23 protein-coding genes are annotated in these 26159 nt (G+C 69.7%); 10 read left to right on the top strand and 13 right to left on the bottom strand.

Annotation, left to right across the window (positions count from 1 at the left end):
- The first annotated feature begins 71 nt into the window (after positions 1-71).
- On the top strand, positions 72-512 hold the full coding sequence (locus CKCBHOJB_RS08055; RefSeq protein ID WP_281051453.1) for a phasin family protein: 441 nt from the start codon (positions 72-74) through the stop codon (positions 510-512).
- Positions 513-626: 114 nt separating this feature from the next.
- Here the strand turns inward: CKCBHOJB_RS08055 and gltX are convergent, their stop codons facing one another.
- The 4 genes from gltX to CKCBHOJB_RS08035 all read right to left on the bottom strand — a co-directional run bounded on the left by gltX (position 627) and on the right by CKCBHOJB_RS08035 (position 4874).
- On the bottom strand, positions 627-2033 hold the full coding sequence (gltX, locus tag CKCBHOJB_RS08050; protein ID WP_281051452.1) for a glutamate--tRNA ligase: 1407 nt from the start codon (positions 2031-2033) through the stop codon (positions 627-629).
- An 83-nt stretch (positions 2034-2116) separates the two neighbouring features.
- Positions 2117-2911, bottom strand: a complete 795-nt coding sequence (locus CKCBHOJB_RS08045; RefSeq protein WP_281051451.1) for an ABC transporter ATP-binding protein — start codon at positions 2909-2911, stop codon at positions 2117-2119.
- 1 nt (position 2912) lies between these two features.
- On the bottom strand, positions 2913-3803 hold the full coding sequence (locus CKCBHOJB_RS08040) for an ABC transporter permease (protein WP_281051450.1): 891 nt from the start codon (positions 3801-3803) through the stop codon (positions 2913-2915).
- A 99-nt stretch (positions 3804-3902) separates the two neighbouring features.
- Complete coding sequence (locus tag CKCBHOJB_RS08035) at positions 3903-4874, bottom strand: ABC transporter substrate-binding protein (RefSeq protein WP_281051449.1); 972 nt, start codon at positions 4872-4874, stop codon at positions 3903-3905.
- Between the two features lie 199 nt (positions 4875-5073).
- On the opposite strand from CKCBHOJB_RS08035, the gene CKCBHOJB_RS08030 reads away from it, so the two are divergent.
- The gene (locus CKCBHOJB_RS08030; protein WP_281051448.1) at positions 5074-8358 is read left to right on the top strand and encodes an error-prone DNA polymerase; all 3285 of its coding nucleotides are present in this window, start codon (positions 5074-5076) and stop codon (positions 8356-8358) included.
- On the opposite strand, the gene CKCBHOJB_RS08025 is transcribed toward CKCBHOJB_RS08030, so the two are convergent.
- Genes CKCBHOJB_RS08025 through CKCBHOJB_RS08015 form a run of 3 tightly spaced genes read right to left on the bottom strand, consistent with a single transcriptional unit; the run spans position 8307 to position 10520 of the window.
- Positions 8307-8717 (bottom strand): DUF423 domain-containing protein, encoded by a 411-nt coding sequence (locus CKCBHOJB_RS08025; RefSeq protein ID WP_281051447.1) that lies wholly within the window; start codon positions 8715-8717, stop codon positions 8307-8309. The two genes, CKCBHOJB_RS08030 and CKCBHOJB_RS08025, sit on opposite strands and share 52 nt — an antisense overlap.
- A 43-nt stretch (positions 8718-8760) precedes the next feature.
- Positions 8761-9345, bottom strand: a complete 585-nt coding sequence (locus CKCBHOJB_RS08020) for an ACP phosphodiesterase (RefSeq protein ID WP_281051446.1) — start codon at positions 9343-9345, stop codon at positions 8761-8763.
- Positions 9342-10520, bottom strand: a complete 1179-nt coding sequence (locus CKCBHOJB_RS08015) for an MFS transporter (RefSeq protein WP_281051445.1) — start codon at positions 10518-10520, stop codon at positions 9342-9344. Before CKCBHOJB_RS08015 ends, CKCBHOJB_RS08020 begins: the two co-directional genes overlap by 4 nt.
- Positions 10521-10713: 193 nt before the next feature.
- Between CKCBHOJB_RS08015 and CKCBHOJB_RS08010 the strand changes: the two genes are divergently transcribed.
- The 4 genes from CKCBHOJB_RS08010 to CKCBHOJB_RS07995 all read left to right on the top strand — a co-directional run bounded on the left by CKCBHOJB_RS08010 (position 10714) and on the right by CKCBHOJB_RS07995 (position 17103).
- Positions 10714-11871 carry an iron-containing alcohol dehydrogenase gene (locus CKCBHOJB_RS08010; RefSeq protein ID WP_281051444.1) on the top strand — a complete coding sequence of 386 codons (1158 nt, stop codon included), beginning with the start codon at positions 10714-10716 and terminating at the stop codon, positions 11869-11871.
- Positions 11872-12162: 291 nt separating this feature from the next.
- Positions 12163-14337, top strand: a complete 2175-nt coding sequence (katG, locus tag CKCBHOJB_RS08005) for a catalase/peroxidase HPI (RefSeq protein ID WP_281051443.1) — start codon at positions 12163-12165, stop codon at positions 14335-14337.
- A 115-nt stretch (positions 14338-14452) separates the two neighbouring features.
- On the top strand, positions 14453-15550 hold the full coding sequence (locus CKCBHOJB_RS08000) for an NADH:flavin oxidoreductase/NADH oxidase (protein ID WP_281051442.1): 1098 nt from the start codon (positions 14453-14455) through the stop codon (positions 15548-15550).
- A gap of 365 nt (positions 15551-15915) precedes the next feature.
- Complete coding sequence (locus CKCBHOJB_RS07995; RefSeq protein WP_281051441.1) at positions 15916-17103, top strand: GGDEF domain-containing protein; 1188 nt, start codon at positions 15916-15918, stop codon at positions 17101-17103.
- Between the two features lie 56 nt (positions 17104-17159).
- On the opposite strand, the gene CKCBHOJB_RS07990 is transcribed toward CKCBHOJB_RS07995, so the two are convergent.
- A complete protein-coding gene (locus tag CKCBHOJB_RS07990) occupies positions 17160-18350 on the bottom strand; it encodes a class I SAM-dependent methyltransferase (RefSeq protein ID WP_281051440.1) in 1191 nt (396 codons plus the stop codon).
- A 102-nt stretch (positions 18351-18452) separates the two neighbouring features.
- Positions 18453-19922: a PLP-dependent aminotransferase family protein gene (locus tag CKCBHOJB_RS07985; RefSeq protein ID WP_281051439.1), complete on the bottom strand. Its 1470-nt coding sequence runs from the start codon at positions 19920-19922 to the stop codon at positions 18453-18455.
- 93 nt (positions 19923-20015) lie between these two features.
- Between CKCBHOJB_RS07985 and CKCBHOJB_RS07980 the strand changes: the two genes are divergently transcribed.
- A complete protein-coding gene (locus CKCBHOJB_RS07980; RefSeq protein WP_281051438.1) occupies positions 20016-20660 on the top strand; it encodes a pyridoxamine 5'-phosphate oxidase family protein in 645 nt (214 codons plus the stop codon).
- A 39-nt stretch (positions 20661-20699) separates the two neighbouring features.
- On the opposite strand, the gene CKCBHOJB_RS07975 is transcribed toward CKCBHOJB_RS07980, so the two are convergent.
- The gene (locus tag CKCBHOJB_RS07975; protein ID WP_281051437.1) at positions 20700-21200 is read right to left on the bottom strand and encodes a hypothetical protein; all 501 of its coding nucleotides are present in this window, start codon (positions 21198-21200) and stop codon (positions 20700-20702) included.
- A gap of 254 nt (positions 21201-21454) precedes the next feature.
- Between CKCBHOJB_RS07975 and CKCBHOJB_RS07970 the strand changes: the two genes are divergently transcribed.
- On the top strand, positions 21455-22726 hold the full coding sequence (locus tag CKCBHOJB_RS07970) for a bifunctional O-acetylhomoserine aminocarboxypropyltransferase/cysteine synthase (RefSeq protein WP_281051436.1): 1272 nt from the start codon (positions 21455-21457) through the stop codon (positions 22724-22726).
- Between the two features lie 83 nt (positions 22727-22809).
- Positions 22810-23259, top strand: a complete 450-nt coding sequence (gene dtd, locus CKCBHOJB_RS07965; RefSeq protein WP_281051435.1) for a D-aminoacyl-tRNA deacylase — start codon at positions 22810-22812, stop codon at positions 23257-23259.
- Here dtd and CKCBHOJB_RS07960 read toward each other — a convergent pair whose 3' ends face one another.
- Positions 23260-24012 (bottom strand): class I SAM-dependent methyltransferase, encoded by a 753-nt coding sequence (locus CKCBHOJB_RS07960; RefSeq protein ID WP_281051434.1) that lies wholly within the window; start codon positions 24010-24012, stop codon positions 23260-23262. It lies immediately after the preceding gene.
- 344 nt (positions 24013-24356) lie between these two features.
- Between CKCBHOJB_RS07960 and gstA the strand changes: the two genes are divergently transcribed.
- Positions 24357-24962, top strand: coding sequence for a glutathione transferase GstA (gene gstA, locus CKCBHOJB_RS07955; RefSeq protein ID WP_281051433.1), 606 nt, complete (start codon positions 24357-24359; stop codon positions 24960-24962).
- 253 nt (positions 24963-25215) lie between these two features.
- On the opposite strand, the gene CKCBHOJB_RS07950 is transcribed toward gstA, so the two are convergent.
- Together CKCBHOJB_RS07950 and CKCBHOJB_RS07945 are read right to left on the bottom strand one after the other, a co-directional pair.
- Positions 25216-25764, bottom strand: coding sequence for a sterol desaturase family protein (locus CKCBHOJB_RS07950; RefSeq protein ID WP_281051432.1), 549 nt, complete (start codon positions 25762-25764; stop codon positions 25216-25218).
- Positions 25757-25969: a hypothetical protein gene (locus CKCBHOJB_RS07945; protein ID WP_281051431.1), complete on the bottom strand. Its 213-nt coding sequence runs from the start codon at positions 25967-25969 to the stop codon at positions 25757-25759. Before CKCBHOJB_RS07945 ends, CKCBHOJB_RS07950 begins: the two co-directional genes overlap by 8 nt.
- Positions 25970-26159 lie beyond the last annotated feature (190 nt).

Here is a 26159-nt window from a genome sequence, read left to right as displayed (position 1 = left end):
CCCGGAGTGGGCAATGACCTAAGATCCCAGGTCGAGGACATTCCCACGGCATCATTCCCGGAGACATTGCCATGACGATCCATCCCGCCTACCAGAAGCTCGCCGAAACCGCACACAGCAATGTCGAGCAGATGCAGGCCTACGCCCTGATCGCGCTCGACGCCTCGGAAAGGCTGCTCGCCATCAACTTCGGCGCCGCACGTTCGGTGTGCGAAGCGCTCTCCACCGCACCGGCACCGCTCGCCGGCGCAGACGTCCAGGACACGCTGGCGAAGCAGGCCGTCGCGCAGACCCGCAGCCTGGAACAGTTCGGCGACTACGTGCGCCGCATGAATGAAGTCTGCGTGGACACGCAGAACGAATTCGTCGAACTGGGCAGCCGCCAGTTCGAACAGTTCCAGCAGTCGATGAACGCCCTGCTGCAGGAAGCACGCACGCTGAACCTGGTGAGCCCGCTGGAAGCGACGACCGCGCCCGAAGCGCGCAGCCGCGGCATGCGCAAGGCCGCCTGAAGCCCCGCGTCCGCCTGAAAGCACGAAAGCCCCGGCTCGCCGGGGCTTTCGTCTTGTTGGGGGTACTGCGGTCGGGCGCGCGGGGGGAACGATCGCCCCCGCCCGCCCCGGCACTCACAGATGGCGATCGAGGCGGGCCAGCACGCGCTCGCGCCCGAGCACCTCGAGCACCGCGTCGATCGCGGGCGTCTGCGGCACGCCCAGCACCGCGACCCGCAGCGGGATCGCCACCTGCGGCATCTTCAGGCCGTGCTCGCCCATCGTGTCCTTGATCGCCTGGCTGAGCGCCGCCTTGTTCCACTCCGCTGCCGCCAGGCGCGCGCGCAGGCTGGCGAGCGCCGCCTTCGCGACTTCGCTCAGGTGCTGGCCGATCACCTCCGGCGCCGGATGCACGTCGGAGACGAACAGTTCGGCGGCATCGGCCAGTTCGTTGAGGTTGGCGACCCGATCCTTGTACAGCGCGACCACCGCTTCCAGCGTCACACCGGTCTCGGGATTCACCTCGCGGCGCGCCAGGCGGTTGGCGACCTCGGCGGCGAGGAAGCCGTCGTCCGCCTTCCTGATGTACTGGGCGTTGAGCCAGTTGAGCTTCTCGGTGTTGAACTGCGCGGCCGAGGGCGTGATGTGGTCGAGGTCGAACCACTCGACGAACTGCTCGCGGCTGAAGACCTCGTCGTCGCCATGGCTCCAGCCCAGGCGCGCCAGGTAGTTGATCACCGCCTCCGGCAGGTAACCCTCCTCGTCGTACTGCATCACGCTCACCGCGCCGTGGCGCTTGGAGAGCTTGGTGCCGTCGTCGCCGAGGATCATCGACAGGTGCGCATAGAGCGGCACTTCGGCACCGAGCGCGCGCAGCACGTTGATCTGGCGCGGGGTGTTGTTCACATGGTCGTCGCCGCGGATGACGTGGGTGATGCCCATGTCCCAGTCGTCCACCACCACGCAGAAGTTGTAGGTCGGCGTGCCGTCGGCGCGCGCGATGATGAAGTCGTCCAGTTCGGTGTTGCTGATCTCGATGCGGCCCTTGACCAGGTCGTCCCAGGCGACGACGCCCTCGGTCGGGTTGCGGAAGCGCACCACCGGCTGCACGCCCTCCGGGGGCTGCGGCAGGGTCTTGCCGCGCTCCGGACGCCAGCGCCCGTCGTAGCGCGGCTTCTCGCCGCGGGCACGCTGCTCCTCGCGGATGCGGTCGAGCTCTTCCGTCGACATGTAGCAGTGGTAGGCGGTGCCGGCGGTCAGCATCTGCTGGATGACCTCCTTGTACCGGTCCATGCGCTGCATCTGGTAGAACGGGCCCTCGTCGTGGGACAGGTCCAGCCACGCCATGCCGTCGAGGATGGCCTGCACCGCCTCCGGCGTGGAACGGGCGACGTCGGTGTCCTCGATGCGGAGGATGAACTTGCCGCCGTGACGGCGGGCGAAGGCCCAGGAGAACAGCGCGGTGCGCGCACCGCCGATGTGGAGGTAGCCGGTCGGGCTGGGGGCGAAGCGGGTGCGGACGGGACGGGAAGCGGAGGTCATCGTTGCGTTCGGTGGTGTTTCGTTTGAATTCGGGTGATCAGGCGGGTCGTGCGGACGGACGGTGTGTGGAGAAGGACTCGGACTCAGCCCAGCAGCAGCGCGTCGTCGTCGATCTCCTCGCCGCGCACCTTCTCGAACATGTCGAGCAGGTGATGCACGTCGAGGCCTTCGCGCTCGGGGCCGGACACATCCAGCACGACCCGGCCCTGGTGCAGCATCACGGTGCGCTGGCCCACATCCAGCGCCTGGCGCATCGAGTGCGTCACCATCATCGTGGTGAGCTTGTGCTCGGCGACGATGCGCACGGTGAGCTCCAGCACGAAGGCCCCGGTGCGCGGGTCGAGTGCCGCGGTGTGCTCGTCCAGCAGCAGCAGGCGCGAAGGCTGCAGCGCCGCCATCAGCAGGCTGACCGCCTGGCGCTGGCCGCCGGAGAGCAGGCCGATGCGGTCGGACAGGCGGTTCTCCAGGCCGAGGCCGAGCGTGGCGAGCTGGGCGCGAAACTCCTCGCGCAGCGCCGGCTTGACCGCGAACGAGAAGCCGCGGCGCTCGCCGCGCATCTTGGCCAGCGCCATGTTCTCCTCGATGGTGAGGTCCTCGCAGGTGCCGGCGAGCGGATCCTGGAACACGCGGGCGACGTGGCGCGCGCGCGCCCACACCGGCTGGCGGGTCATGTCGATGCCGTCGATCTCGATCGTGCCGCTGTCGACGCGCTGCTCGCCGGAGACGGCGTTCAGGAAGGTGGACTTGCCGGCACCGTTGGAGCCGATCACGGTCACGAACTGCCCTGTCGGGATCTCCAGCGTCATGCCGCGCAGGGCCTGGGTCTCGATCGGCGTTCCGGGGTTGAAGGTCAGGCGCAGGTCGGTTGCTTTCAGCATCTCAGTTCCCCTTCTTTCCGGACCAGTGGGCGCGCAGCTTGGGTACCACCAGCGCGACCGTCACCAGCACCGCGGTGACCAGGTTGAGGTCCTGCGCCTGCAGGCCGATGAAGTCGGAGTTGAGCGCGAGCGCGATGAAGAAGCGATAGACGATGGCGCCGACGATCACCGCGATCGTAGCCAGGTAGAGCTTGCGCGAAGGCAGCAGGCTCTCGCCGACGATCACCGCCGCCAGGCCGATGACGATGGTGCCCACGCCCATCGAGATGTCCGCACCGCCCTGGGTCTGCGCGAACAGCGCCCCGGCCAGTCCGACCAGCGCGTTCGACAGCGCCATGCCGGCGAGCACCGCCAGCCCGGTATTGACGCCCTGGGCGCGCGCCATGCGCGCATTGGAGCCGGTGGCGCGGATCGCCAGGCCGCTCTGGGTCGAGAAATAGGCATCGAGCAGCAGCTTGACCGCCAGCACCACGAACACCAGCAGCAGCGGGCGGAAGACGTAGTCGGCCAGGGCCTCGGGCTGCAGCAGGTTGAAGACGGTGGGCTCCATGATCAGCGGCACGTTGGGCTTGCCCATGATGCGCAGGTTGATCGAGTACAGCGCGATCATCATCAGGATGCTGGCGAGCAGGTCCATGATCTTGAGGCGCACGTTGAGCCAGCCGGTGATCAGGCCCGCGACCGCGCCGGCGATGGTCGCCACGATGGTCGAGGTGAAGGGATCGTAGCCGGCGGCGATCATGGTCGCGGCGACCGCGCCGCCGAGCGGGAAGCTGCCGTCGACGGTCAGGTCGGGAAAGCGCAGCAGGCGGAAGGAGATGTACACGCCGAGGGCGACCAGGCTGAAGATCAGACCGATCTCCAGCGCCCCGAGCAGGGTGTAGAGGGACATGAGGAATACCGTTGGAGAGAAGACGACGCGGGCGCCCTGGGGAGAGCGCCCGCCGCGGCCGGCACCGGCCGACCGCGTGCGGGTCCGGCCGGACCGTCCTTACTGGACGACCTTGGAGGCGTCCTTGACGAGCTCGTCGGACAGGGTGACGCCCTGTTTCTGGGCCGCGCCCGGGTTCACGTGCAGCTCGAGCTTGTTGCTGGTCTCGGAGGCGATGGCGCCCGGCTTCTCGCCCTTGAGGATGCGCACCACCATCTCGCCGGTCTGCACGCCCAGCGCCTTGTAGTCCATGCCGTAGGCCGCGACCGCGCCGCGCGCGACGCTGTCGGTATCGGCCGCGACCAGCGGGATCTTGGCGTCCATGCCGACCTTGACCAGGGCCTCGTAGGCCGACACCACGTTGTTGTCGGTGCTGGTGTAGAACACGTCGACCTTGCCGATCAGGCTGCGCGCGGCCGAACCGACGTCGACCGAACGCGGTGCCGCCGCATCCACCAGGCTCATGCCGTGCCCGGGCAGCAGCTTGCGCATCTGCTCCAGCACCACCACCGAGTTGGCCTCGCCCGGGTTGAACACCATGCCCACGCGCTTGGCGTTGGGGCTCACGCGCTTGATCAGCTCGATCTGCTTGTCGAGTTCGAGGGCGTCGGAGACGCCGGTGACGTTGCTGCCCGAGGCCGCCATCGACGGCACCAGCTTGGCCGCCACCGGATCGGTCACCGCCGAATACACCAGCGGAATGTCCTTGGTCGCCGCCGCCACGGCCTGCGCCGAGGGGGTGGCGATGGCGACGATCACGTCCGACTTGTCGCCGACGAACTTGCGCGCGATCTGCGCCGCGGTCCCGGTGTTGCCCTGGGCGCTCTGGTACTGCCACTTGAGGTTCTTGCCGTCTTCGAAGCCGGCGGCGGCGAGCGCCTCCTTGACGCCATCGCGGACGGAATCGAGCGCCGGGTGCTCGACGATCGCGGTGATCGCCACCGATTTCTGCTGCGCATGGACCGGCGCAGCCATCGCGAACGCCAGCGCCAGCGCGCCGAACAGCACCTTGCGGGACGTGGTGAAGGACATGAAGGGCTCCTTTGCGGCCATCCAGGCCAGGCAGTGAGAACACGCGCGGTCGGCGACCACGCCCTTGAAGAAGATACGAGGGCGCGATTTTAACAGCGCGCCAGCCGTGCGCGATTGCGGTGGACCCGAAACTTCGCCGCCGGCCGGGCGGGACACGCCCGCCCTTGCCCTGAAGACTGTATTTTTTTACAGTCTACGAATGATCGAAGAGTACGCCGAACTTCACTGCCTGAGCAATTTCAGCTTCCAGCGCGGCGCCTCGCACCCCGAGGAGCTGGTCGCGCAGGCGGCCGCATTCGGCTACACCGCGATCGCGCTCACCGACGAGTGCTCGCTCGCCGGCGTGGTGCGCGCCCATCGCGCGCTGCAGGCCCTGCCCGCGGAGCAGCGCCCACGGCTGATCATCGGCAGCGAGTTGCAGCTCGCGGACGGCCCCCGCATCGTGCTGCTCGCCACCGACCGCGCCGGCTACGCACAGCTGTCGCGGCTGATCACCCGTGCCCGACGCGCCGCCGCCAAGGGGGCATACCGCCTCACCCGGGCGATGATCGACCACGCCTGCAAGCTGCCGCTACCGCCTGCCAGCCCCGGCGAGGCGGGCGACCGCCTGGACGGCTGCCTGGCCTTGCTCATTCCACCCGCCGGCTTTCCGCCCCGTGTCGGCCTCGAGACGGCGGCGGCGGACCTGCAGGCCGAGGCCGAATGGCTGGCACAGCGCTTCCCGAGTCGCGCGTGGATGGCGGTGACGGTGCGGGTGGACGGCCGCGACCGCGCGCGCATCACCTGGCTGCGCCGCGTCGCGCGCGCCGCCGGCATCCCGGCGGTGGCGGCCAGCGGCGCACTGATGCACGACCCCGCCCGCCGCCCCCTCGCCGACGTGATGAGCGCGCTGCGCCTGCACTGCAGCGTGGCCGAGGCCGGGCTGGCGCTCGCCGCCAATGCCGAGCAGCGCCTGCACGACCGCGACACCCTCGCCCGCCGCTACCCGCCCGCGCTGCTCGCCGAAACCCTGGCGGTCGCCGGGCGCTGCAGCTTCTCCCTGGACGAACTGCGCTACGAGTACCCGGCCGAACTCGTCCCCGCCGGCGAAACCCCGGCAAGCTGGCTGCGCCGGCTGGTGGAGGGGGGACTGCGGTGGCGCTACCGCGGACAGGACGCCCCCGCGGGCCTCCGCGTCGCCACACCCCCCACGACCGCAGCCATGGACCCGCCCGCCGACGACCCCGCGCCACCCTCGGTGCGCGCGCAGATCGAGCACGAACTGGCGCTGATCGCCGAGCTCGGCTACGAGTCCTATTTCCTCACCGTGCATGACATCGTCCGCTTCGCCCGCGGCGAGGGCATCCTGTGCCAGGGCCGCGGCTCGGCGGCGAATTCGGTGGTGTGCTGGGCACTGGGCATCACCGAGGTCGATCCGACGCTGGGCATCATGCTGGTCGAGCGCTTCATCTCGCGCGAGCGCAACGAGCCGCCCGACATCGACGTCGACTTCGAGCACGAGCGGCGCGAGGAGGTGATCCAGTACATCTACCGCAAGTACGGCCGCGAGCGTGCCGCGCTCGCCGCCACCGTGATCAGCTACCGCGCCCGCAGCGCGCTGCGCGACGTCGGCCGCGCGCTCGGCCTGGACGAGACGCAGATCGAACGCCTGACGCGCGAGCACCACTGGTTCGACGGCCGTAGCATCCTGCCCGAACGGCTGATGGAGGCCGGGCTCGATCCCGCCAGCCCGGTCAGCCGACGGCTGGTGGCGCTGACCGAGGAACTGATCGGCTTTCCGCGCCACCTGTCGCAGCATGTCGGCGGTTTCGTCATCGCCCGCGGCCGGCTCGACGAGCTGGTGCCGGTCGAGAACGCCGCGATGCCCGAGCGCACCGTGATCCAGTGGGACAAGGACGACCTCGACGCCGTCGGCCTGATGAAGGTCGACGTGCTCGCGCTCGGCATGCTGTCGGCGCTGCGCCGCGGGCTGGCACTGGCGTCGGCCTGGCGCGGCCGGCCGCTGACGCTGGCCAGCATCGAGCGCGAACGCGCCGAGGTGTATGACATGCTGTCGCGCGCCGATTCGGTCGGCGTGTTCCAGGTCGAATCGCGCGCGCAGATGACCATGCTGCCGCGCCTCAGGCCGTGCCGTTTCTACGACCTGGTGGTGGAGGTTGCCATCGTGCGCCCCGGCCCGATCCAGGGCGGCATGGTCCATCCCTACCTGCACGCGCGCGATCGCGTGGCGCGCGGCGAGGACCCGATGGACGGCCTGCGCGACGAGATCCGCGGCGTGCTCGCGCGCACGCTCGGGGTGCCGATCTTCCAGGAACAGGTGATGCAGCTCGCGGTGGTCGCGGCCGGCTTCACAGGCGGCGAGGCCGACCAGCTGCGGCGGGCGATGGGCGCCTGGCGGCGCAAGGGCGAGCTCGAACGCTACCGCGAGAAGCTGCTCGCCGGGCTGGCGCACAAGGGCTACGACGCCGACTTCGCCCAGCGCCTGTGCCAGCAGATCGAGGGCTTCGGCAGCTACGGCTTCCCCGAATCGCACGCCGCCAGCTTCGCGCTGCTGGTGTATGCCTCGGCCTGGCTCAAGTGCTTCGAGCCCGCCGCCTTCCTCGCCGCGCTGCTCGACAGCCAGCCGATGGGCTTCTACTCGCCCTCGCAGCTGATCCAGGACGCGCGCCGGCACGGGGTGGAGGTGCGGCCGGCCGACGTCACGGTCAGCACCTGGGAGTGCACGCTGGAAGCCACCGCCGGGGAGCCGGACACGGACGCGTCACCTGTGCGCCCGCAGCCCGCGGTCCGCCTCGGCCTGCGCATGATCCGCGGCCTCGCCCGCGACGCCGCCGCGCGCATCGTCGCCGCCCGCGACAGCCGCACCTTCGCCGACACCCAGGACCTCGCCGCCCGCGCCCGGCTGGATGCCGGCGAACTGCGCATCCTCGCCGCCGGCGGCGCGCTCGCCGGCCTCGCCGGGCACCGCCGCCAGGCCCTGTGGCAGGCGAGCGGCGCGGCACCCCTGCCCGGCCTGCTCGCCGGCGCGCCCGGCGGCGACGTCGCCGTCCCCCTCGCCGCCCCGGCCGAGGCCGAGGACCTGCTCGCCGACTACGCCCGCCTCGGCTTCACCCTCGGCCGCCACCCCTTGTCATTCGTGCGCGACGAGCTCGTGCGCCTGCGTTTCCTGACCGCCGCCGACATCGCCGTGGCGCCGGACCGCATGCTCGCCCGCGGCGCCGGCCTGGTCACCTGCCGCCAGCGCCCGGGCACCGCCAAGGGCACGCTGTTCGTCACCCTGGAGGACGAGACCGGGCTCACCAACGTCATCGTCCGCCCCGAGCTCTTCGAGCAGCAGCGCCGCATCCTGCTCGGCGCACGGCTGATGGGGGTGTTCGGCCAGATCAGCCGCCAGGGGCGCGTCGTGCATCTGGTGGCGAGCCGGGTGGTCGATCACTCCGCGCTGCTCGGCGCGCTCGACGCACGTAGCCGCGACTTCCACTGAAGCGCGGCGAGCGCCAGCACCAGCCAGCCGGCCAGCAGCATCAGCCCGCCCAGCGGCGTGACCAGGCCGATGCCCCGGGTGCCGGCGAGGGTGAGCAGGTAGAGGCTGCCGGAGAAGCAGACGGTTCCGGCGACGAAGAGCCCGCCGGCGAGCTTCGCCAGCCGGCACGACGCCAGCGCCGGCGCCAGTCCGAGCGCCACCAGCGCCAGCGCGTGGTACATCTGGTAGCGCACGCCGGTCTCGAACACCGCCAGCATTTCCGCCGACAGCACCACACGCAAGCCGTGCGCGCCGAACGCACCCAGCCCCACCGCCAGCGCGGCGGACAGGGCGCCGATGACCACCAGTACTCCATTCATGCTTTCGATCCCGGGTTGATGCATTCCGCCTCGCCGATCCCGCTCAGCGCGCCGTCAGCCAGTCGGCGACGAAGCGCTGCGCATCCGGCAGCCAGGCGCGGAAGTCGTGTTCGAAACCCTCGGCCGCGGCGACGAACTCCGCCTCGCCGCCGGCGAGCGGATTCGGCTGGCGCGCACGGCGCGACATGCGCGCCAGCACGTCGGCGATGCCCTCCAGTTCGGCATAGGACTGCAGCCAGTCCTCGCGCGCCATCAGCGCGAGGGCGTGGTGCGCGCCCGCGGGCAGCTCCACCAGCCGCATGCCGAGCTGGCGATACACGCCCGCACAGTAGTGCGCCAGCGCATCGTCGCGAAAATCCGCCCAGTCACGCGCCAGCAGGTGGTCGTAGAAGATGTCGACCAGCACCCCGGCATAACGCCGGCGCGGCGCCGACACCCGCGCCCGGCTGGCGCAGAAGGCCGGATGGGTCTCGGCGAAGACATCGATCGCGCGATGCAGCGCCACCCCGCGCGCGAGGTCTTGCGGGAGCCCTGCGGGCAGCGGCCCCTTGATCCAGTCGCCGACCACCCCGCCGACGATCAGCGCCGGCGACTCGCCGGCCAGCAGCGCATGGGCGAGGAAGTTCACGCGCCCTGCCCCGCCTCGCGCCGGCGCAGCACGGCCAGCCACAGCAGCGCGCCGCCCGTCAGGCCCAGCGGCAGCAGCGAGCCGACGTTGAGCAGCGTCCACCCCTGGGTCGTCACCAGCGCGCCGGACGCGAACGAGGTCAGCGCCATCACCGCGAACACCGCGAAGTTGATCGCCGCCTGCGCTTTGTCCTTTTCCTCCGGACGGTAGGCCTGCATCGCCAGCGTGGTGCTGCCGGTGAACAGGAAGTTCCAGCCCACACCGAGCAGGAAGAGCCCGATCAGGAACTGGTGCAGGTCCTGCCCCGACAGCGCGACCGCGACGCAGGCGAAGTTCAGCCCCACGCCCAAACCCATGATCTGCAGCACGCCGAAGCGCTTGATGAGGTGGCCGGTGAAGAAGCCCGGCGCGAACATGCCGATCACGTGCCACTCGAGCACCAGCGCGGCGTCCGAGAACGGCATGCCGCACACGTCCATCGCCAGCGGGGTAGCCGCCATCAGCAGGTTCATGACCCCGTAGCCCATCGCCGCGCCCAGCGTGGACACGATGAACACCGGCTGGCGCACGATCTCGCCGAGCGGCCGGCCGCCGCCGGCGCCGGCCTGCCTGTTCGGCTCCGGTGGGAAGGAGATGCCCGCCATCACCGCCATCGACACCAGCGCCACCACCGCCAGCGCCAGGTAGGAGCCCATGAAGGGCGCGCCCGTGGCCTCGCGTGTGTAGTTGGCCAGGTTGGGGCCGATCACGGCGCCGATCAGGCCGCCCGCCAGCACCAGCGACACCGCCTTCTCGCGGAAGGACGGCGGCGCCAGCTCGGCGGCGGCGAAGCGGTAGAGCTGGCCGTTGGCGCTGTAGTAGCCGGCGATCACCGTCCCCGCCACCAGCAGCCAGAAGCTCCCGATCGACAGCGCGAAAGCGCACAGCAGCGCGGTCAGCAGGGCTACCAGCAGCCCGAGCTGGAACGAGGTCCTGCGCCCCCAGCGCTGCTGGCTGCGCGCCACCAGCCCGGTCGACAAGGCCCCGCCGACCACGTAGCCCATCACCGGCAGGGTCGCCATCCAGGCCGCCGGCGCCAGGCTGAGGCCGACCAGGCCGTTGATGGCGATGAAGACCACGTTGTTGGTCAGGAACAGGCCCTGGGCGATGGCCAGCAGCCACAGATTCTTCTTCATAAGGAAATGCTTTTCTTTGCGCGAGAGCGAAATGTACCCCTTAATCCGGGCTGCGTCCCGGCCGGGTCGGGAGGCTTGTGGAACGATCGGCGCCCCGTCTGTTCTATCCTGAGTGAAATCGACGGCCGCCGGCAGGGTGCCGCGGCCCGTCCACCGAATCACCGCGCGCTAGCGCGTGCTCAAGGGAGAATCCATGCACGACTTCGAACTCTACAACCCCACCCGCATCGTCTTCGGCCAGGGCAGCATCGCCCGCCTCGCCGACCTGGTTCCCGCCGAGGCCCGCGTGCTGATCCTCTACGGCGGCGGCAGCGCCGAGCGCAACGGCACGCTGGCCGAGGTCGAGGCCGCGCTCGGCCGCCACCACGTGCAGCGCTTCGGCGGCATCGAGCCCAACCCGACCTACGAGACGCTGATGCAGGCGGTCGAGCTGATCCGGCACGAGAAGCTCGATTTCCTGCTCGCGGTGGGCGGCGGCTCGGTCATCGACGGCACCAAGTTCGTCGCCGCCGCGGTCGATTATCCCGGCGACCCGTGGCACATCCTCGAGACCCGCGGCAAGGAGATCACCCGCGCACTGCCGATCGGCACCGTGCTGACCCTGCCCGCCACCGGCTCGGAGGCGAACTGCGCCGCGGTCGTCACCCGCAAGTCGCTGCAGGCCAAGCTCGGCTTCGGCCATCCGCTGCTCTACCCGCGCTTCTCGCTGCTCGACCCGGTCAAGACCTACACCCTGCCGCCGCGCCAGATCGCCAACGGCGTCGTCGACGCCTTCGTCCATGTCACCGAGCAGTACCTGACCCAGCCGGCGCAGGCCGCGGTGCAGGACCGCTACGCGGAGGCCCTGCTGCTCACCCTGATCGAGACCGGCCCGCAGGCGCTGGCCCGCCCCGAGGACTACGACGTGCGCGCCAACCTGATGTGGGCGGCCACCCAGGCCCTGCATGGCGTCGTCGGCGCCGGCGTGCCGCAGGACTGGGCCACGCACGTCATCGGCCACGAGCTCACCGCCCTCTACGGCCTCGACCACGCGCAGACGCTCGCCATCGTGCATCCCAACCTGCTGCTGGAGCGGCGCGACGTCAAGCGCGCCAAGCTGCTGCAATATGCCGAGCGCGTGTGGGGGCTGCGCGCAGGCAGCGATGACGAGCGCATCGAGCTGGCGATCGCCAGCACGCGCGCGTTCTTCGAGTCGCTGGGCGTGAAGACGCGTCTCGCCGACTACGGCATCGGCGCCGAGGCGGTCGAGCGCGTGGTCGCCCAGCTCGAGGCGCACGGCATGGTCCGGCTCGGCGAAGACCGTGCGGTCGACCTGGCGATGAGCCGGCGCATCGTCGAGGCCTGCCTCTGACGCCGGCGTCCCGACCTGCGGGCGGGGCCTTGCGCGTGCCCGCCCGCAGGTCGGCATCGATAGATTTTTTTAACACTCAAAAACTCAATAATAGCATTTAACAATAATGCTCATTGACTCGCAGATGCCCGGCTTTTGCTAGTCTGCGGCTGTGAGCAGAACACGAGCACCGGAGAACGCGCCCCCGGCGGCGCTTCCAGGCAGCCCCTGCACGACTGCTCGAGCACGACCCGGCTGGTCGATCACGCTGTTCTCGACCTGTAACGAACGACGCGACGAAAGGAGATGGCAATGAGTGACAACAACACCCAATCCGCAGACAAGTGCCCGGTGATGCATGGCGGCAACACCGCCGCGAGCGATTCCGTGATGGCCTGGTGGCCGAAGGCGCTGAACCTGGACATCCTCCACCAGCACGACACCAAGACCAATCCGCTCGGCGCCGGCTTCGATTACCGCGAGGAGCTGAAGAAGCTCGACGTCGACGCGCTCAAGAACGACCTGAAGGCGCTGATGACCGACAGCCAGGAGTGGTGGCCGGCCGACTGGGGTCACTACGGTGGCCTGATGATCCGCATGGCCTGGCACGCCGCCGGCACCTATCGCGTGGCCGACGGCCGCGGCGGCGGCGGCACCGGCAATCAGCGCTTCGCCCCCCTGAACTCCTGGCCCGACAACGGCAACCTCGACAAGGCGCGCCGCCTGCTGTGGCCGATCAAGAAGAAGTACGGCAACAAGGTGAGCTGGGCCGACCTCATCATCCTCGCCGGCAACATGGCCTACGAGTCGATGGGCTTCAAGACCTTCGGCTTCGCCTTCGGTCGCGAGGACATCTGGCACCCCGAGAAGGACATCTACTGGGGCTCGGAGAAGGAATGGCTCGCCCCCAGCGGCAGCGAGGGCTCGCGCTACTCCGGCCAGCGCGACCTGCAGAACCCGCTCGCCGCGGTGATGATGGGCCTGATCTATGTGAATCCCGAAGGCGTGGACGGCAAGCCCGACCCGATCAAGACCGCCCACGACATGCGTGTGACCTTCGCCCGCATGGCGATGAACGACGAGGAGACCGTGGCGCTCACCGCCGGCGGCCACACCGTCGGCAAGGCGCACGGCAACGGCAGCGCGGCCAACCTCGGCCCGGCACCGGAAGGCGCCGACCTCGATGAGCAGGGCCTCGGCTGGATGAACCACACCACCCGCGGCATCGGCCGCGACACCGTGACCAGCGGCATCGAGGGCGCGTGGACCTCCCATCCGACGAAGTGGGACAACGGCTACTTCGACATGCTGTTCAAGCACGACTGGTGGCTGCAGAAGTCGCCCGCCGGCGCCTGGCAGTGGGAGCCGGTCAACATCAAGGAAGAGGACATGCCGGTGGACGTCGAGGATCCGTCGATCCGCCGCAAGCCGATGATGACCGACGCCGACATGGCGCTGCGCTTCGACCCCGAGTACCGCAAGATCGCCGAGCGCTTCCGCAACGACCAGGCCTACTTCGAGGAGGTCTTCGCGCGCGCCTGGTTCAAGCTGACCCACCGCGACATGGGCCCGAAGGCGCGCTACATCGGCCCCGACGTTCCGGCCGAGGACCTGATCTGGCAAGACCCCGTGCCCGCCGGCAGCAAGGACTACGACGTCGCCGCGGTGAAGGCCAGGATCGCCGCCGCCGGCCTGTCGGTCGGTGACATGGTCGCCACCGCCTGGGACAGCGCCCGCACCTTCCGCGGCTCCGACTACCGTGGTGGCGCCAACGGCGCGCGCATCCGCCTCGCCCCGCAGAAGGACTGGGAAGGCAACGAGCCGGCGCGCCTGGCCAGGGTGCTGGCGGCGTACGAGAAGATCGCCGCGGAGACCGGCGCCAGCATGGCCGACCTGATCGTGCTCGGCGGCAACGTCGGCCTGGAGCAGGCGATCAAGGTCGCCGGCTTCGAGGTCGAGGTGCCCTTCGCGCCCGGCCGTGGCGATGCCAGCCAGGCGCAGACCGACGTCGAGTCCTTCGAGGTGCTCGAACCGGTGCATGACGGCTTCCGCAACTGGCAGAAGGCGCACTACGTCGTCCAGCCCGAGGAGATGCTGCTCGACCGCGCCCAGCTGCTCGGCCTCACCGCGCCCGAGATGACCGTGCTGATCGGCGGCCTGCGCGTGCTCGGCACCAACCACGGCGGCAGCCAGCACGGCGTGTTCACCGACCGCGTCGGCGCGCTGACGAACGACTTCTTCGTCAATCTGACCGACATGGCCTACAGCTGGAAGCCCACCGGGCGCAACAGCTACGACATCGTCGAGCGCAAGAGCGGCGCGAAGAAGTGGACCGCGACCCGGGTCGACCTGGTGTTCGGCTCCAACTCCATCCTGCGCGCCTACGCCGAGCTCTACGCCCAGGACGACAACCAGGAGAAGTTCGTGCGTGACTTCGTCGCCGCGTGGACGAAGGTCATGAACGCCGACCGCTTCGACCTCAAGTAAGCTTCACCCCCTCGCCCGCCCGCAGCATGCACCAGGCCTGCTGCGGGCGGCTTCATTTGATCCCCGGCGCGCGCCCGAACGCGCATCAGCAACAGCAAGGAACCGCAGCAAACCCATGTCCGCACTCTTCCAGCCCTTCAAGCTCAAGGCCGTCACCCTTCGCAACCGCATCGCGATTCCGCCGATGTGCCAGTACATGGCCACCGACGGCGTCGCCAACGACTGGCACAAGGTGCATTACCCCGCCATCGCCCGTGGCGGCGCCGGCCTGGTGATCGTCGAGGCCACCGCCGTCGCACCCGAAGGCCGCATCACCCCGGCCTGCCTCGGCCTGTGGAACGACGCCCAGGCAGAGGTCCTCGCCCCGATCGCCGCCTCGATCAAGGCCGCCGGCGCCGTGCCCGGCATCCAGATCGGCCATGCCGGCCGCAAGGCCAGCGCCAACCGTCCGTGGGAAGGCGACGACCACATCGCCGAGGGCGATCCGCGCGGCTGGGAGACGATCTCGCCCTCGGCCACCGCCTTCGGCGCCAACCTGCCGAAAGTGCCCAAGGCGATGACGGTGGACGACATCGCGCGCGTGCGCGCCGATTTCGTCGCCGCCGCCCGCCGCGCGCGCGACGCCGGTTTCGAGTGGCTGGAGCTGCACTTCGCCCACGGCTACCTCGGCCAGAGCTTCTTCTCGGTGCACGCCAACCAGCGCGACGACGCCTACGGCGGCAGCCTGGAGAACCGCAGCCGCTTCCTGCTCGAGACGCTGGCTGCGGTGCGCGAGGTATGGCCGGAGAACCTGCCGCTGACCGCCCGCTTCGGCGTCATCGAGTACGACGGCCGCGACGAGGAAACGCTCGCGGAATCGATCGAGCTCACGCGCAACTTCAAGCGCGGCGGCCTGGACCTGCTCAGCGTCAGCGTCGGCTTCTCGACCCTGCAGGCCCAGGTGCCCTGGGCCCCGGCCTTCCTCGCCCCGATTGCAGCGCGCGTGCGTGCCGAGGCCGGACTCCCGGTCGCCTCGGCCTGGGGCATCGACGATCCGCAGATCGCCGACGGCACCGTGGCCAAGGGCCAGCTCGACGTGGTGATGATCGGCCGCGCCCACCTCGCCAACCCGCACTGGCCGATGCAGGCCGCGCGCGCCCTCGGCGTGGAGCGTCCGACCTGGGTGCTGCCGGCGCCGTACGCGCACTGGCTGGAGCGCTACGGCACGCGCTGAACCTTCATCCCGGCCGCCGCCTGACGGGGTCGGGGCGATCTCCGCCCCGGCCCCCTGTCGTTTGCCGCATCGCCGCCGGACACCGTCCTGCCGCGCGCAAGGCGGGACTCGATTCGGGCCAGGGTCCGACTAAAAATCCCGCTGCCGACGCCTTATTTAACACTTAAAATACATTCGTATGATTTAAGGTGTTTTTGTCGATCCAAGCCAATCCGGCCCATCTCCCTGGGACCGCACGCGATAGCAGATGATCGCCGCGCCGCCCGTCGGACGCTGGCGCGAAGGCAGAACGGAATCAGGGCGTCGCTCCGGGTCAGGGACGGGCCTCGATGACGAGCGACGCATCGAGGGAAAAAGGAAGCACAGTGCACAGCCCCACCCTGCTCATCATGGCGTCGATCCTGATGTGGATCGTCACGACGGTGCTCGCCGCGATGTGGTACTTCAACCGTCGGATTCCCGGCCCGCGCATCTGGGCACTGTCCTACCTGAGCGGCTTCGGGCTCTGCGTGCTGTTCCTGTCCCGCGACAGCCTGCCCGAGCCCGGGTTCGTGATCGCATCGCAGACCCTTTCCTTCCTGATCGCGTACCTCAATCTCGCCGGCGCGCGTGCCTACATCGGCCGCAGGCCTCTCCCCGCCCGTTACGCGCTGGCATTTGCCCTGTTCCTGGTCGCACTTGCCCTGTACTTCACGATCGAACAGCCGGCCCCGGGCGTCCGCTTCGCCGCGTCCAGCGTCACGACCGGCATCCTGTTCCTGCTCAGCGCCCGGACTCTGGCCGTCGGCGGCATCCACGACTACCCGGCGCGCTACCTCTTCGCACTCGCCAGCACCGGACACGGGCTCTTCCTGTTGCTGCGACCGCTGCTCTTCAGCCCGGGCAGCGCCGGACTGTTCGACGCCAACCACGTCCTGGCCGTCTCCGAGTTCGTCCTGCTCGAATCCATCGTCGCGTTGATCCTGCTCGCGCTGGGGGCACTGATGCTGGCCAACGAGCACAGCGCCACCGAACTTCGCCGCCTTGCCGAACTCGACTCGCTCACCAGCGTGTTCAACCGGCGCGCGTTCATGAACCTCTTCGCCAAGGCCCTCAGCCAGAGTCAGCGCAGCGGGCAGCCGGTCGCCGTCCTGCTCGTCGACCTGGATCATTTCAAGTCGATCAACGACACGCTCGGCCACAAGGGCGGCGACGACGCCCTACAGCATTTCGTGAGCACTGCAGCAGCCAGTCTGCGCAACGAGGATGTGATCGGCCGGATCGGCGGCGAAGAATTCGCGATCCTCCTCGCCGGCACCGGCCTCCGGGACGCACTCGCGACCGCCGAGCGCGTCAGGGCAGCGGTCGAAGGAAGCCCCCTGCCCGTCGACGACCGGGAAGCGGTCGGCCTCACGGTCAGCATCGGCGTCGGCCTCTCACGCAGGAACGCGACGGCCGAATCGATCCTCGAACGCGCGGACAAGGCGATGTACGAGGCCAAGCACAAGGGCCGCAACCGGGTGGAAATGCTGGACAGCGAAGAGCCCTTCCACCGGGTCGCATGCGCCGCCTAGCGAGGTGACGCTCGCGCCGCAGGCGCAAACCAGGACGGCGGCCTGCCCGCCGCCGCTCAACCCACCTGGCAGGCCAGGCCCTTCAGGTACTCGCCTTCCGGCACCGCCAGCCCGATCGGGTGATCGGGCGCCGCGGACAGGCGGTAGATGATGTGTGCATCGACGCCGGCATCGATGGCCGCGCCGGCGACGATCTTCTGGAACAGCTCCTGGCCGATGCCGCCCGAGCACGAGTAGCTCATCAGGATGCCGCCCGGGTTGAGCAGGCGGAATCCGAACAGGTTGATGTCCTTGTAGGCGCGCGCGGCGCGATCGGCATGCGCGGCAGAGGGCGCGAACTTGGGCGGGTCGAGCACGATCAGGTCGAACCTGCGGCCCTCGTCCTTGAGCGCGCGCAGCGCCTTGAACACGTCGGCCTCCAGCCATTCTGCGCGGCCGGCGTCGAGCTGAGGGTTGAGCGCGAGGTTGCGTCGCGCCGACTCCAGCGCCGGACCGGAGGAGTCGATCGACAGCACCGAGCTCGCCCCGCCGGCGAGCGCCTGCAGCGAGAAGCCGCCGGTGTAGCAGAAACAGTTGAGCACCGTGCGCCCGGTGGCGAGCTGCCCGGTGAGGCGCCGGTTGTCGCGCTGGTCGAGGTAGAAGCCGGTCTTGTGCCCGCCCTCGACATCCACCTCCATGCGCACGCCGTTCTCGACGATGGTGAGCCCGCCCGCAGGCAGTTCGCCATGCACGCAGCCGGTGCGCGACTCCAGGCCTTCGAGCCCGCGCACCTCGGAATCCGAACGTTCATACACCGCCGCGCAGCCGGTGGCCTGCACCAGCCCGGCGACGATGGCCTCGCGCCACTTGTCGGCACCGGCGCTGGTGAGCTGCAGCACCACCACGTCGCCGTAGCGGTCGGCGATCACGCCCGGCAGGCCGTCGGATTCGCCGTGGATCAGGCGCACGCCTTCCTGTCCGCGCAGCGCCGGGATCGCCGCCCGCCGCGCCACCGAGGCCGCCACCGCGCGCTTGAAGAAGGCATGATCGATCACCGCCTCCGCATCGAAGCTCCACACCCGCGCACGGATCTGGGAGTGCGGCGACCACGCCGCACGCGCGAGCGCCTTGCCCTCGGCCGTCATCACCGTCACCGTGTCGCCCGGGCGCGCCCGACCGTCGAGGCGCTCGACCGAACCGCCGAAGATCCAGGGATGGCGGCGGAACAGCGAGCGTTCCTTGCCGGGATTGAGGATGAGTTGGGCCATGAGGGATTCCGGGCGATAGCGTGGTGAGTCAGGCCGCGGAGTGTAACGGCTGAGGGTCGTCGGCCCCAAGGCCGCTGCCCGAGTTCGGCGATGAAGATGGGCTCACTTTCGCACCGGGCGCACACCACTGCCGACCCCGACTGCCCGCCTCAGCCGTGCCACCGCCCCCTCGATGGCGCCCTCGTCGAGATTGCCGTAGCCGAGCACCAGCCCGTTGCAGTGCGCCGGCGGCCGAGCGTATGCGGACAGGGCGCGCACGCCCAGCCCGAGCTGCGCGGCGCGCTCGACCACGGCCGTATCATCGAGTTCATCCGGCAGCCACATCACCAGATGGAGTCCGGCCTCGCCGCCCGACAGCACCAGACCGGGACCGAAGGACTGCAGCAGGGCGCCGCGCAGCGCGGCCTGGCGAGCGTTGTAGCGGGCGCGCATGCGCCGGATGTGGGTGGTGTAGTGCCCGCGCGCGATGAAGTCGGCGAGCGCGCGCTGCTCGATGCCCTGCCCGGCGCGGGTGGCGCGCGCCGCGGCGTGGATGAAGGCGTCCGCGATCTCGCGGGGCAGCACCAGGTAGCCCAGGCGCAGGCCCGGATACAGGGTCTTGCTGAAGGTGCCGGCATAGACCACCGGGGCATCCGCGTGCAGGCCGAACAGCGCGGGCGGCGCCGGGCCAGCGCGGCGGAACTCGCTGTCGTAGTCGTCCTCGAGGATCCAGGCGCCGGCCGCGCGGGCGCGCTCGATGAGCGCGAGCCGACGCGCCAGCGACATCACCCGCCCGGTGGGGTACTGGTGCGAGGGCGTGACCATGATCAGCCGCGGCCGGTGGCGCCGCCAGTCCTCAGCGGTGGGGGCCATCCCCTCGCAATCGATCGCGACGTCGTGCATCTGCAGACCGGCGAGGCCGAAGGCGACGCGGGCCGCGAGGTAGCCCGGATTTTCGGCCCACACGGTGTCGCCGTGATCGGCCAGCAGGCGGGCGCACAGGTCGAGTCCCGCCTGCGTGCCGCTCGTGATCAGGATCTGCGCGGCGTCCACGGCCAGGCCGCGCACACTCGTCAGGTGGGCTGCAATCGCCGCGCGCAGGCCCGGATCGCCACCGTGCACCGCATAGCCGAGCTGACGCCAGCCGGCGTCGCGCCACGCGCGTTCGAGGCAGGCACGCCAGGTGCGGAAGGGAAAGGCGCCGAAATCGGGCACGCCGGGCGAGAAGGGCAAGGCTTCGGCATCGCGCGCCGGCTCGCGCTGCAGCACCGCAACCGCACGCGCGGACAGGGTCGGAGAGGCCTCCCGTGCAGGGGACGCGGGCTGCGCAGCGCGCACTGCGGCGGGTAGCGGCGCCACCCGCGTCCCCTGGCGATCCGCGACCAGGCAGCCTTCGGCGACGAGCTGCTCGTAGGCGAACAGCACCGTGTTGCGCGCGATGCCGAGCGTCGCTGCGAGGCTGCGGCTGGCGGGCAGACGCGTGTCGGCCGGCAGCCGACCGGACAGGATGGCCTCGCGCAGGCGCAGGTACAGCACGCGCTGGCGCGGCACGGCCGCGGGCAGGGGCGGGGCGAGCAGCCAGTCGAGCTCCATCGTGGCTCCATTTGGGCGGGTTGCAGTGGCACTACGCAAGGTACCACCACGAACCTAGGATGGCGCGGTCGAAACCCTCGGAGCCACCAGGCCATGCCCCACCCCGCCCCCCCCGCCCCCTCCCCGCGCACCCGCGTCCGCCGCCTGCCCGAGCGCGCACACTACGACGCCGAAACCATCGCCGCCATCGTCGACGCGGCGATGATCTGCACCGTCGCCTGCCAGATCGACGGCGTGGTGCACGCCATCCCGACCATTCACTGGCGAGAGGGCGATCACCTCTACATCCACGGCGCCAGGGCCTCGCGCATGCTGAAGGCGCTGACCGCTGGCGAGGCCTGCGTGACCATCGCGCTCGCCGACGGCCTGGTGCTGGCGCGCTCGGCGATGCATCACTCGATGAACTATCGCTCGGTGGTGATCTACGGCCGCTTCGAGGCGGTGGGCGAGCCAGCGTACAAGCTCGCCAGCCTGCGCGCCTTCATCGACGGGCTCTACCCCGGGCGCTGGGACACGCTGCGCCCGATCAGCGACAAGGAGCTCAACGCCACCACCGTGCTGCGGATCGCGCTCGACGAGGCCTCGGCCAAGGTGCGCGACTGGGGCGTGAAGGACGACGAGGAAGACCTGGAGTGGCCGGTGTGGGCGGGGGTGATCCCGCTGCGCACGGTGACGGGCGCAGCGGAGATCGAGCACGACAGCGTGGGCCAGGCGGTGCCGCCGACCCGTTTCGGATAAGGGGAGAACCCGACGGCGAGCGGCTTGCGAGCTAGGCCATCACGGACGCCGCCGGGTGTTGCCGACGCGACCGCCGCCGGGGCGGCCACGGTAGGGGCGCCTGCGCTCGTCCTCGTCGTCGCGCTTGGGCTTGGGCATCAGCAGGTTCTTGCCGCCCTGCTGGGCCAGCCTGGCGTGATCTCGCAGCGCGGCCTCGAACTGCTCGGCGCCGATGCCGATTCCCGCGTGCTCGGCGGCCGGCTTGTACGCCGACAGGCGCTCGCGCACCAGGAACACGCGCTCGTCGGCCTCGGCCTTCTTCGGCAGGCCCTCGACCAGCTGCACGGCGGCCGGCGTCAGCGCGTACCCCTCGCCCACCGCGGTCAACAGGCCGTGGGTGACGAAGCGCTCGAAGGCGGTCGCCCACGCGGCGGGCGCGGTGACCGGAAAGCCCATGAACTCGGCGGCCGCGACGATATCGGCCAGCGCGGCGGGTCGCCTCTTCGCGGCGATCAGGGTCGCCAGCAGCAACTGCGCGTCGGTGTCGTGGATGGGATACATGGGTTTTGCCTGCCTCTCGGGTTGTGAAGCGCGCCATGATGCCTGAGGCGCGGCGATCCGGCGCGGGGGAAGCCGTCGTGCCCCGCAACAATCGTCCGCTCGGATTTCCTCGCAAGTCGCCGGACTCGCGTCATTACAGATCCCGAGCGCGTGCTTGCGGGGCTCGCCGCCAGCGATCCGCGGACCGGGCTGCCCGTATCCCGCCCGCGCTGGCTATACTCCCCCGCACTTTCAACGAAGGGGAGACCTCACCCATGAAGCTCGAAACCATCGCCGTGCACGGCGGCTATTCGCCCGATCCCACCACCAAGGCCGTCGCGGTGCCGATCTACCAGACCACCTCCTACGCCTTCGACGACACCCAGCACGGCGCGGACCTCTTCGACCTCAAGGTGCAGGGCAACATCTACACCCGCATCATGAACCCGACCACCGCGGTGCTCGAGCAGCGCGTGGCCGAACTCGAGGGCGGCATCGGCGCGCTCGCCGTGGCCTCGGGCATGTCGGCGATCACCTACGCCATCCAGACCATCGCCGAAGCCGGCGACAACATCGTCTCGGCGTCGACGCTGTACGGCGGCACCTACAACCTGTTCGCCCACACCCTGCCGCAGTTCGGCATCCAGGTGCGCTTCGCCGACTACCGCGACCCGGACAGCTTCGCCGCGCTGATCGACGAGCGCACCAAGGCGATCTTCTGCGAGTCGGTCGGCAACCCGCTCGGCAACGTCACCGACATCGGCCGCCTGGCCGAGATCGCGCACAAGGCCGGCGTGCCGCTGATCGTGGACAACACCGTGCCCTCGCCCTACCTGTGCCGCCCCTTCGAGCACGGTGCCGACATCGTGGTGCACGCGCTCACCAAGTATCTTGGCGGCCACGGCAACTCGATCGGCGGCGTGATCGTCGATTCGGGCAAGTTCCCCTGGGCCGAGCACAAGGCGCGCTTCAAGCGCCTGAACGAGCCGGACGTGTCCTACCACGGCGTGGTCTACACCGAAGCGCTGGGTGCCGCCGCCTTCATCGGCCGCGCCCGCGTGGTGCCGCTGCGCAACACCGGCGCGGCGATCTCGCCCTTCAACAGCTTCCTGATCCTGCAGGGCATCGAAACCCTGGCGCTGCGCATGGACCGCATCTGCACCAACACGATCAAGGTCGCCGAATACCTGAAGAAGCACGCCAAGGTCGAATGGGTGAACTACGCCGGCCTGCCCGACCACGCCGACCACGGCCTGGTGCAGAAGTACATGGGCGGGCGCGCCTCGGGCATCCTGTCGTTCGGCGTGAAGGGCGGGCTCGAAGCGGGCGGCCGCTTCCAGGACGCGTTGAAGCTGATCACCCGCCTGGTCAACATCGGCGACGCCAAGTCGCTCGCCTGCCACCCGGCCTCGACCACCCACCGCCAGCTGTCGCCGGCGGAACTGGCCAAGGCCGGCGTGTCGCCCGACATGGTGCGCCTGTCGATCGGCATCGAGCACATCGACGACATCATCGCCGACCTCGAGCAGGCGCTGGCCGCGGTCTGATGCAAGCCGCCGTCGCCCGCGCGACGGCCGCAATCGCTGTCGACGCCACCTGCGGGTGGCGTCTTTCTTGTGAAGGAGCCCGAATGCTCGCAGTGCTGCAACGCGTCTCCGAAGCGCGCGTGATCGTCGACGGCGAAACCGTCGGCGAGATCGGCCACGGCCTGCTCGCGCTGGTGTGCGCCGAGCGCGGCGACACAACGGCGGAGGCCGACAAGCTGCTCGCCAAGATGCTGAAGCTGCGCATCTTTCCCGACGATGCCGGCAAGATGAACCGCTCGGTGCAGGAGGTGGGAGGCGGCCTGCTCATCGTCAGCCAATTCACCCTCGCCGCCGACACCTCCGGCGGCAACCGGCCGAGCTTCACCGATGCTGCCAACCCGCAGACCGGCCAGGCGCTTTACGAGCACTTCATCGCCCGGGCGCGGGCCGCGCATCCCGTGGTCGAGAGCGGGCGCTTCGCCGCCGACATGAAGGTGCAGCTGGTCAACGACGGACCGGTGACGATTCCGTTGCGGATCGTGCCGCCCACCTGATCACTCGGCCCGCGGCATCAGCGCGAACACGCCCCAGCCCAGATATTCGCGCGTGTAGGCCGCATAGCGCTCGGGCTCCGAGCGCAGCTGGGCGCGAACCTCGTTCGCCAATTCGTCGTCGGCGTTGGCTTCAAGCCATCTGCGCATGGTGAGCCATTTGGCGGCCTCGTATCTGTCCCATCCGTCCTGATCGGCGAGCACCATCTCAACGACGTCGTAGCCGAGGCGGCCGAAAGACGCGAGCAGCTTCGGCAGCGTGAGAAAGTCGGAAATCGAGCCGGCGAGGCACCCCTTGGCGACCTCTTCCGTCGGCGGCAACTGCCGCCAGTAGGGTTCGCCGATCAGGATGATCCCGCCGGGGCGCAGGCTGCGCGCCAGAAGCGCGATCGTGCCGGCCACACCCCCGCCGATCCAGGTGGCGCCGACACAGGCGGCCACATCGGCCTTCTCGTCGGCGACATGGCCCGCGGCATCGCCATGGATGAAGCTGAGCTGATCGGCGACACCGAGCTCTGCGGCGCGGCGTTTCGCGTGCGCGGTGAATAGCCGGCTCATGTCGATGCCGGTGCCGACGATGCCGTGATCGCGCGCCCAGGTGCACAGCATCTCCCCCGAACCGCTACCGAGGTCGAGCACTCGCTCCCCCGCCTCCAGACGCAGCGCCGCGCCGAGCGTGGCGAGCTTTTCGGGTGTGATCGGGTTGTGGATGCGGTGGGCGCTTTCGGTGATGTTGAATATCCGCGGGATGTCCATCGCGAAGGGTCTCCTTGCCGGTGGGCTCGTTCAGGGCCAGGTCATGAAGCGGGATCTGGCCGATGTCGATTGAGGATAAACTCCTCGAGCCCAACCGGACCTTGGCCGCCCGCAAGGACTAAGAGTACTGGCAAATTCAGGACCGCAAGCCCCTCGAACGCTTCGACACCCCGGTCAAGGACGGCCTGCGTCACCCCGTCGAAGGCATGGGCAAACCCGAACCCCGAAGTAAGACCTCTCGGGCTTCTGGTCGCGACGCATCGACGACAAGCTGCACCCCACGCACGGCCGCAATGCAGCCGGTATGGCATCCCCCTCCACCATCAGACCACAGGAGAACTCCGATGAAGCTCTATCTCAAGCCCGGCGCGTGCTCGCTGTCGCCCCACATCGCGCTCGAGGAGTCCGGCCTCGACTACGAGACCGAAACCGTCGACCTGAAGACCAAGCGCACCGGCGCCGGCGAGGATTACAGCCGGATCAACCCCAAGGGCTACGTGCCCGCCCTGCTGCTCGACAACGGCGAGCTACTGACCGAAGGCCCGGCCATCGTGCAGTACATCGCCGACCAGGTGCCGGCGAAAAAGCTCGCCCCCGCCAACGGCACGATCGAGCGCTACCGCCTGCAGTCCTGGCTCAACTTCATCGCCACCGAACTGCACAAGTCGTGCAGCCCCTTCTTCAACCCGGCCGCAGGCGGGGACTGGAAGAAGGCCGCCGCTGCCAACCTCGAGCGCCGCCTCGGCCTTGTGAATGGCGAGCTGGAAGGCCGCTCCTTCCTGCTCGGCGAGGACTTCAGCGTCGCCGACGCCTACCTGTTCACCGTGCTGGGCTGGATGAAGTTCATCGAGATCGATCTGGCGCAGTGGCCCAATCTCGCCGCCTTCGTCGACCGCGTGGCCGCGCGTCCGGCAGTGCAGGCCGCGCTGAAGGCCGAAAAGCTGGCCTGATACGCGACGCCTCACCCCCCGCCCGCGGCGAGCCGCACGCGCCGCGGTGCGGTGCGGTGGCCATGAATGGTCAAGCCTACTCGGCGTCCTGCTCCGGCCGAAGCATTGTTCGCGGCTGCCGCCGCTCCCCCACCCCGAAGCTTGGCGCGACGTGCTGTGGGAGCGGCCCGCGGCCGCGAGAACGGCGGTCACGCACACGCTGATTTCACCGAACACCCACAAGCCGTTGGGCCCACGGGCCGTGTGCCTGCGTTCATCCGCGGATGCGAGGTGGTGCGGTGCCGAGCAGGCGATCCCAGAAGCCGCTCAGCGTCCCGAAGGCCCGCTGCGCGTCCTGCACGTGATGGAAACCGTGGTGCGCACGACGCACGCCAAGCCAGCCCCCGCTGCGCCCGCGATGGAGGCGATCATGGACCAGCTCCTGCACCAGCTCGCCCGCCAGCAGGCCCACGGACAGCGACGCACCGAACGCGACATTGCGTAACAGCAGTGCGGGTGCGACCAGCAGCACCAGCGCCAGGGGCACGCTGAATGCGAGTGGGATGCGGATCGGTTCGTCGGGCAGGCGATGGTGGTGCTCGTGCCAGGCCCTGAACGGCTCCAGCCCGTGCAGCACGAAGCGGTGCAGCAGGTACTCGAGCAGGGTCCACAGCGCGAAGCCGCCGGCCATCAGCACGAGCGCCAGCCACGCCGGCAGGCCGGTCTCCGCGAGCACATGGACGGCGACTGCGATGCCCGCACCCGCCACCGTCAGCGAGGCCGGATAGCCCAAGGCCACGCGGCCCGGATCCCCGTCAGCCACTGCCGTCTCCCGCGGGCGCCGCGCCTGTGCATGCCTCGCCCTCGATCTGCCACGCATACATCAGGCTGGCCTCAGAGAAGCTCAGCCCGGTTTCCGCGTCCCGCCACCAGCCCAGGCCGCGCGCGTCCGCGCCCTCGAAGCGCCAGCAGCGCAGTTCGCCGCTGCACAGGCGGATGGTGTAGCTGTGACCGGCACGCACCTGCATTGTCCCGTCTCTCCTGTCCTTTCCGGGCGGCGCGTTCGATGCGCCGTCGGGCCTCGTGTTCATGATAGCCGCTGCCATCGGGCACGGTGTCTGCCTGCCTGTGGGGCCACGAGGCGGGCCTCGACAGCACCGCTTGACTATACAGGACCATTTTAGTACTTTTAATACACATCGACAGCCGACAGGCAGA

Source organism: Thauera sp. GDN1 (assembly GCF_029223545.1).
Taxonomy (GTDB): Bacteria; Pseudomonadota; Gammaproteobacteria; order Burkholderiales; family Rhodocyclaceae; genus Thauera.
The sequence above is the reverse complement of the archived record's forward strand: the minus strand, read 5'-3'. Positions and strand labels throughout refer to the sequence as shown.

Coding starts and splice junctions, on each gene's coding strand:
- gstA (WP_281051433.1), top strand. CDS start 24,357: ATGAAGCTCTATCTCAAGCCCGGCGCGTGCTCGCTGTCGCCCCACATC.
- CKCBHOJB_RS07980 (WP_281051438.1), top strand. CDS start 20,016: ATGCCCCACCCCGCCCCCCCCGCCCCCTCCCCGCGCACCCGCGTCCGC.
- katG (WP_281051443.1), top strand. CDS start 12,163: ATGAGTGACAACAACACCCAATCCGCAGACAAGTGCCCGGTGATGCAT.
- CKCBHOJB_RS07945 (WP_281051431.1), bottom strand. CDS start 25,969: ATGCAGGTGCGTGCCGGTCACAGCTACACCATCCGCCTGTGCAGCGGC.
- CKCBHOJB_RS08045 (WP_281051451.1), bottom strand. CDS start 2,911: ATGCTGAAAGCAACCGACCTGCGCCTGACCTTCAACCCCGGAACGCCG.
- CKCBHOJB_RS08035 (WP_281051449.1), bottom strand. CDS start 4,874: ATGTCCTTCACCACGTCCCGCAAGGTGCTGTTCGGCGCGCTGGCGCTG.
- gltX (WP_281051452.1), bottom strand. CDS start 2,033: ATGACCTCCGCTTCCCGTCCCGTCCGCACCCGCTTCGCCCCCAGCCCG.
- CKCBHOJB_RS08000 (WP_281051442.1), top strand. CDS start 14,453: ATGTCCGCACTCTTCCAGCCCTTCAAGCTCAAGGCCGTCACCCTTCGC.
- dtd (WP_281051435.1), top strand. CDS start 22,810: ATGCTCGCAGTGCTGCAACGCGTCTCCGAAGCGCGCGTGATCGTCGAC.
- CKCBHOJB_RS07975 (WP_281051437.1), bottom strand. CDS start 21,200: ATGTATCCCATCCACGACACCGACGCGCAGTTGCTGCTGGCGACCCTG.
- CKCBHOJB_RS07960 (WP_281051434.1), bottom strand. CDS start 24,012: ATGGACATCCCGCGGATATTCAACATCACCGAAAGCGCCCACCGCATC.
- CKCBHOJB_RS08010 (WP_281051444.1), top strand. CDS start 10,714: ATGCACGACTTCGAACTCTACAACCCCACCCGCATCGTCTTCGGCCAG.
- CKCBHOJB_RS08030 (WP_281051448.1), top strand. CDS start 5,074: ATGATCGAAGAGTACGCCGAACTTCACTGCCTGAGCAATTTCAGCTTC.
- CKCBHOJB_RS07970 (WP_281051436.1), top strand. CDS start 21,455: ATGAAGCTCGAAACCATCGCCGTGCACGGCGGCTATTCGCCCGATCCC.
- CKCBHOJB_RS07985 (WP_281051439.1), bottom strand. CDS start 19,922: ATGGAGCTCGACTGGCTGCTCGCCCCGCCCCTGCCCGCGGCCGTGCCG.
- CKCBHOJB_RS07990 (WP_281051440.1), bottom strand. CDS start 18,350: ATGGCCCAACTCATCCTCAATCCCGGCAAGGAACGCTCGCTGTTCCGC.
- CKCBHOJB_RS08055 (WP_281051453.1), top strand. CDS start 72: ATGACGATCCATCCCGCCTACCAGAAGCTCGCCGAAACCGCACACAGC.
- CKCBHOJB_RS08025 (WP_281051447.1), bottom strand. CDS start 8,717: ATGAATGGAGTACTGGTGGTCATCGGCGCCCTGTCCGCCGCGCTGGCG.
- CKCBHOJB_RS08015 (WP_281051445.1), bottom strand. CDS start 10,520: ATGAAGAAGAATCTGTGGCTGCTGGCCATCGCCCAGGGCCTGTTCCTG.
- CKCBHOJB_RS08040 (WP_281051450.1), bottom strand. CDS start 3,803: ATGTCCCTCTACACCCTGCTCGGGGCGCTGGAGATCGGTCTGATCTTC.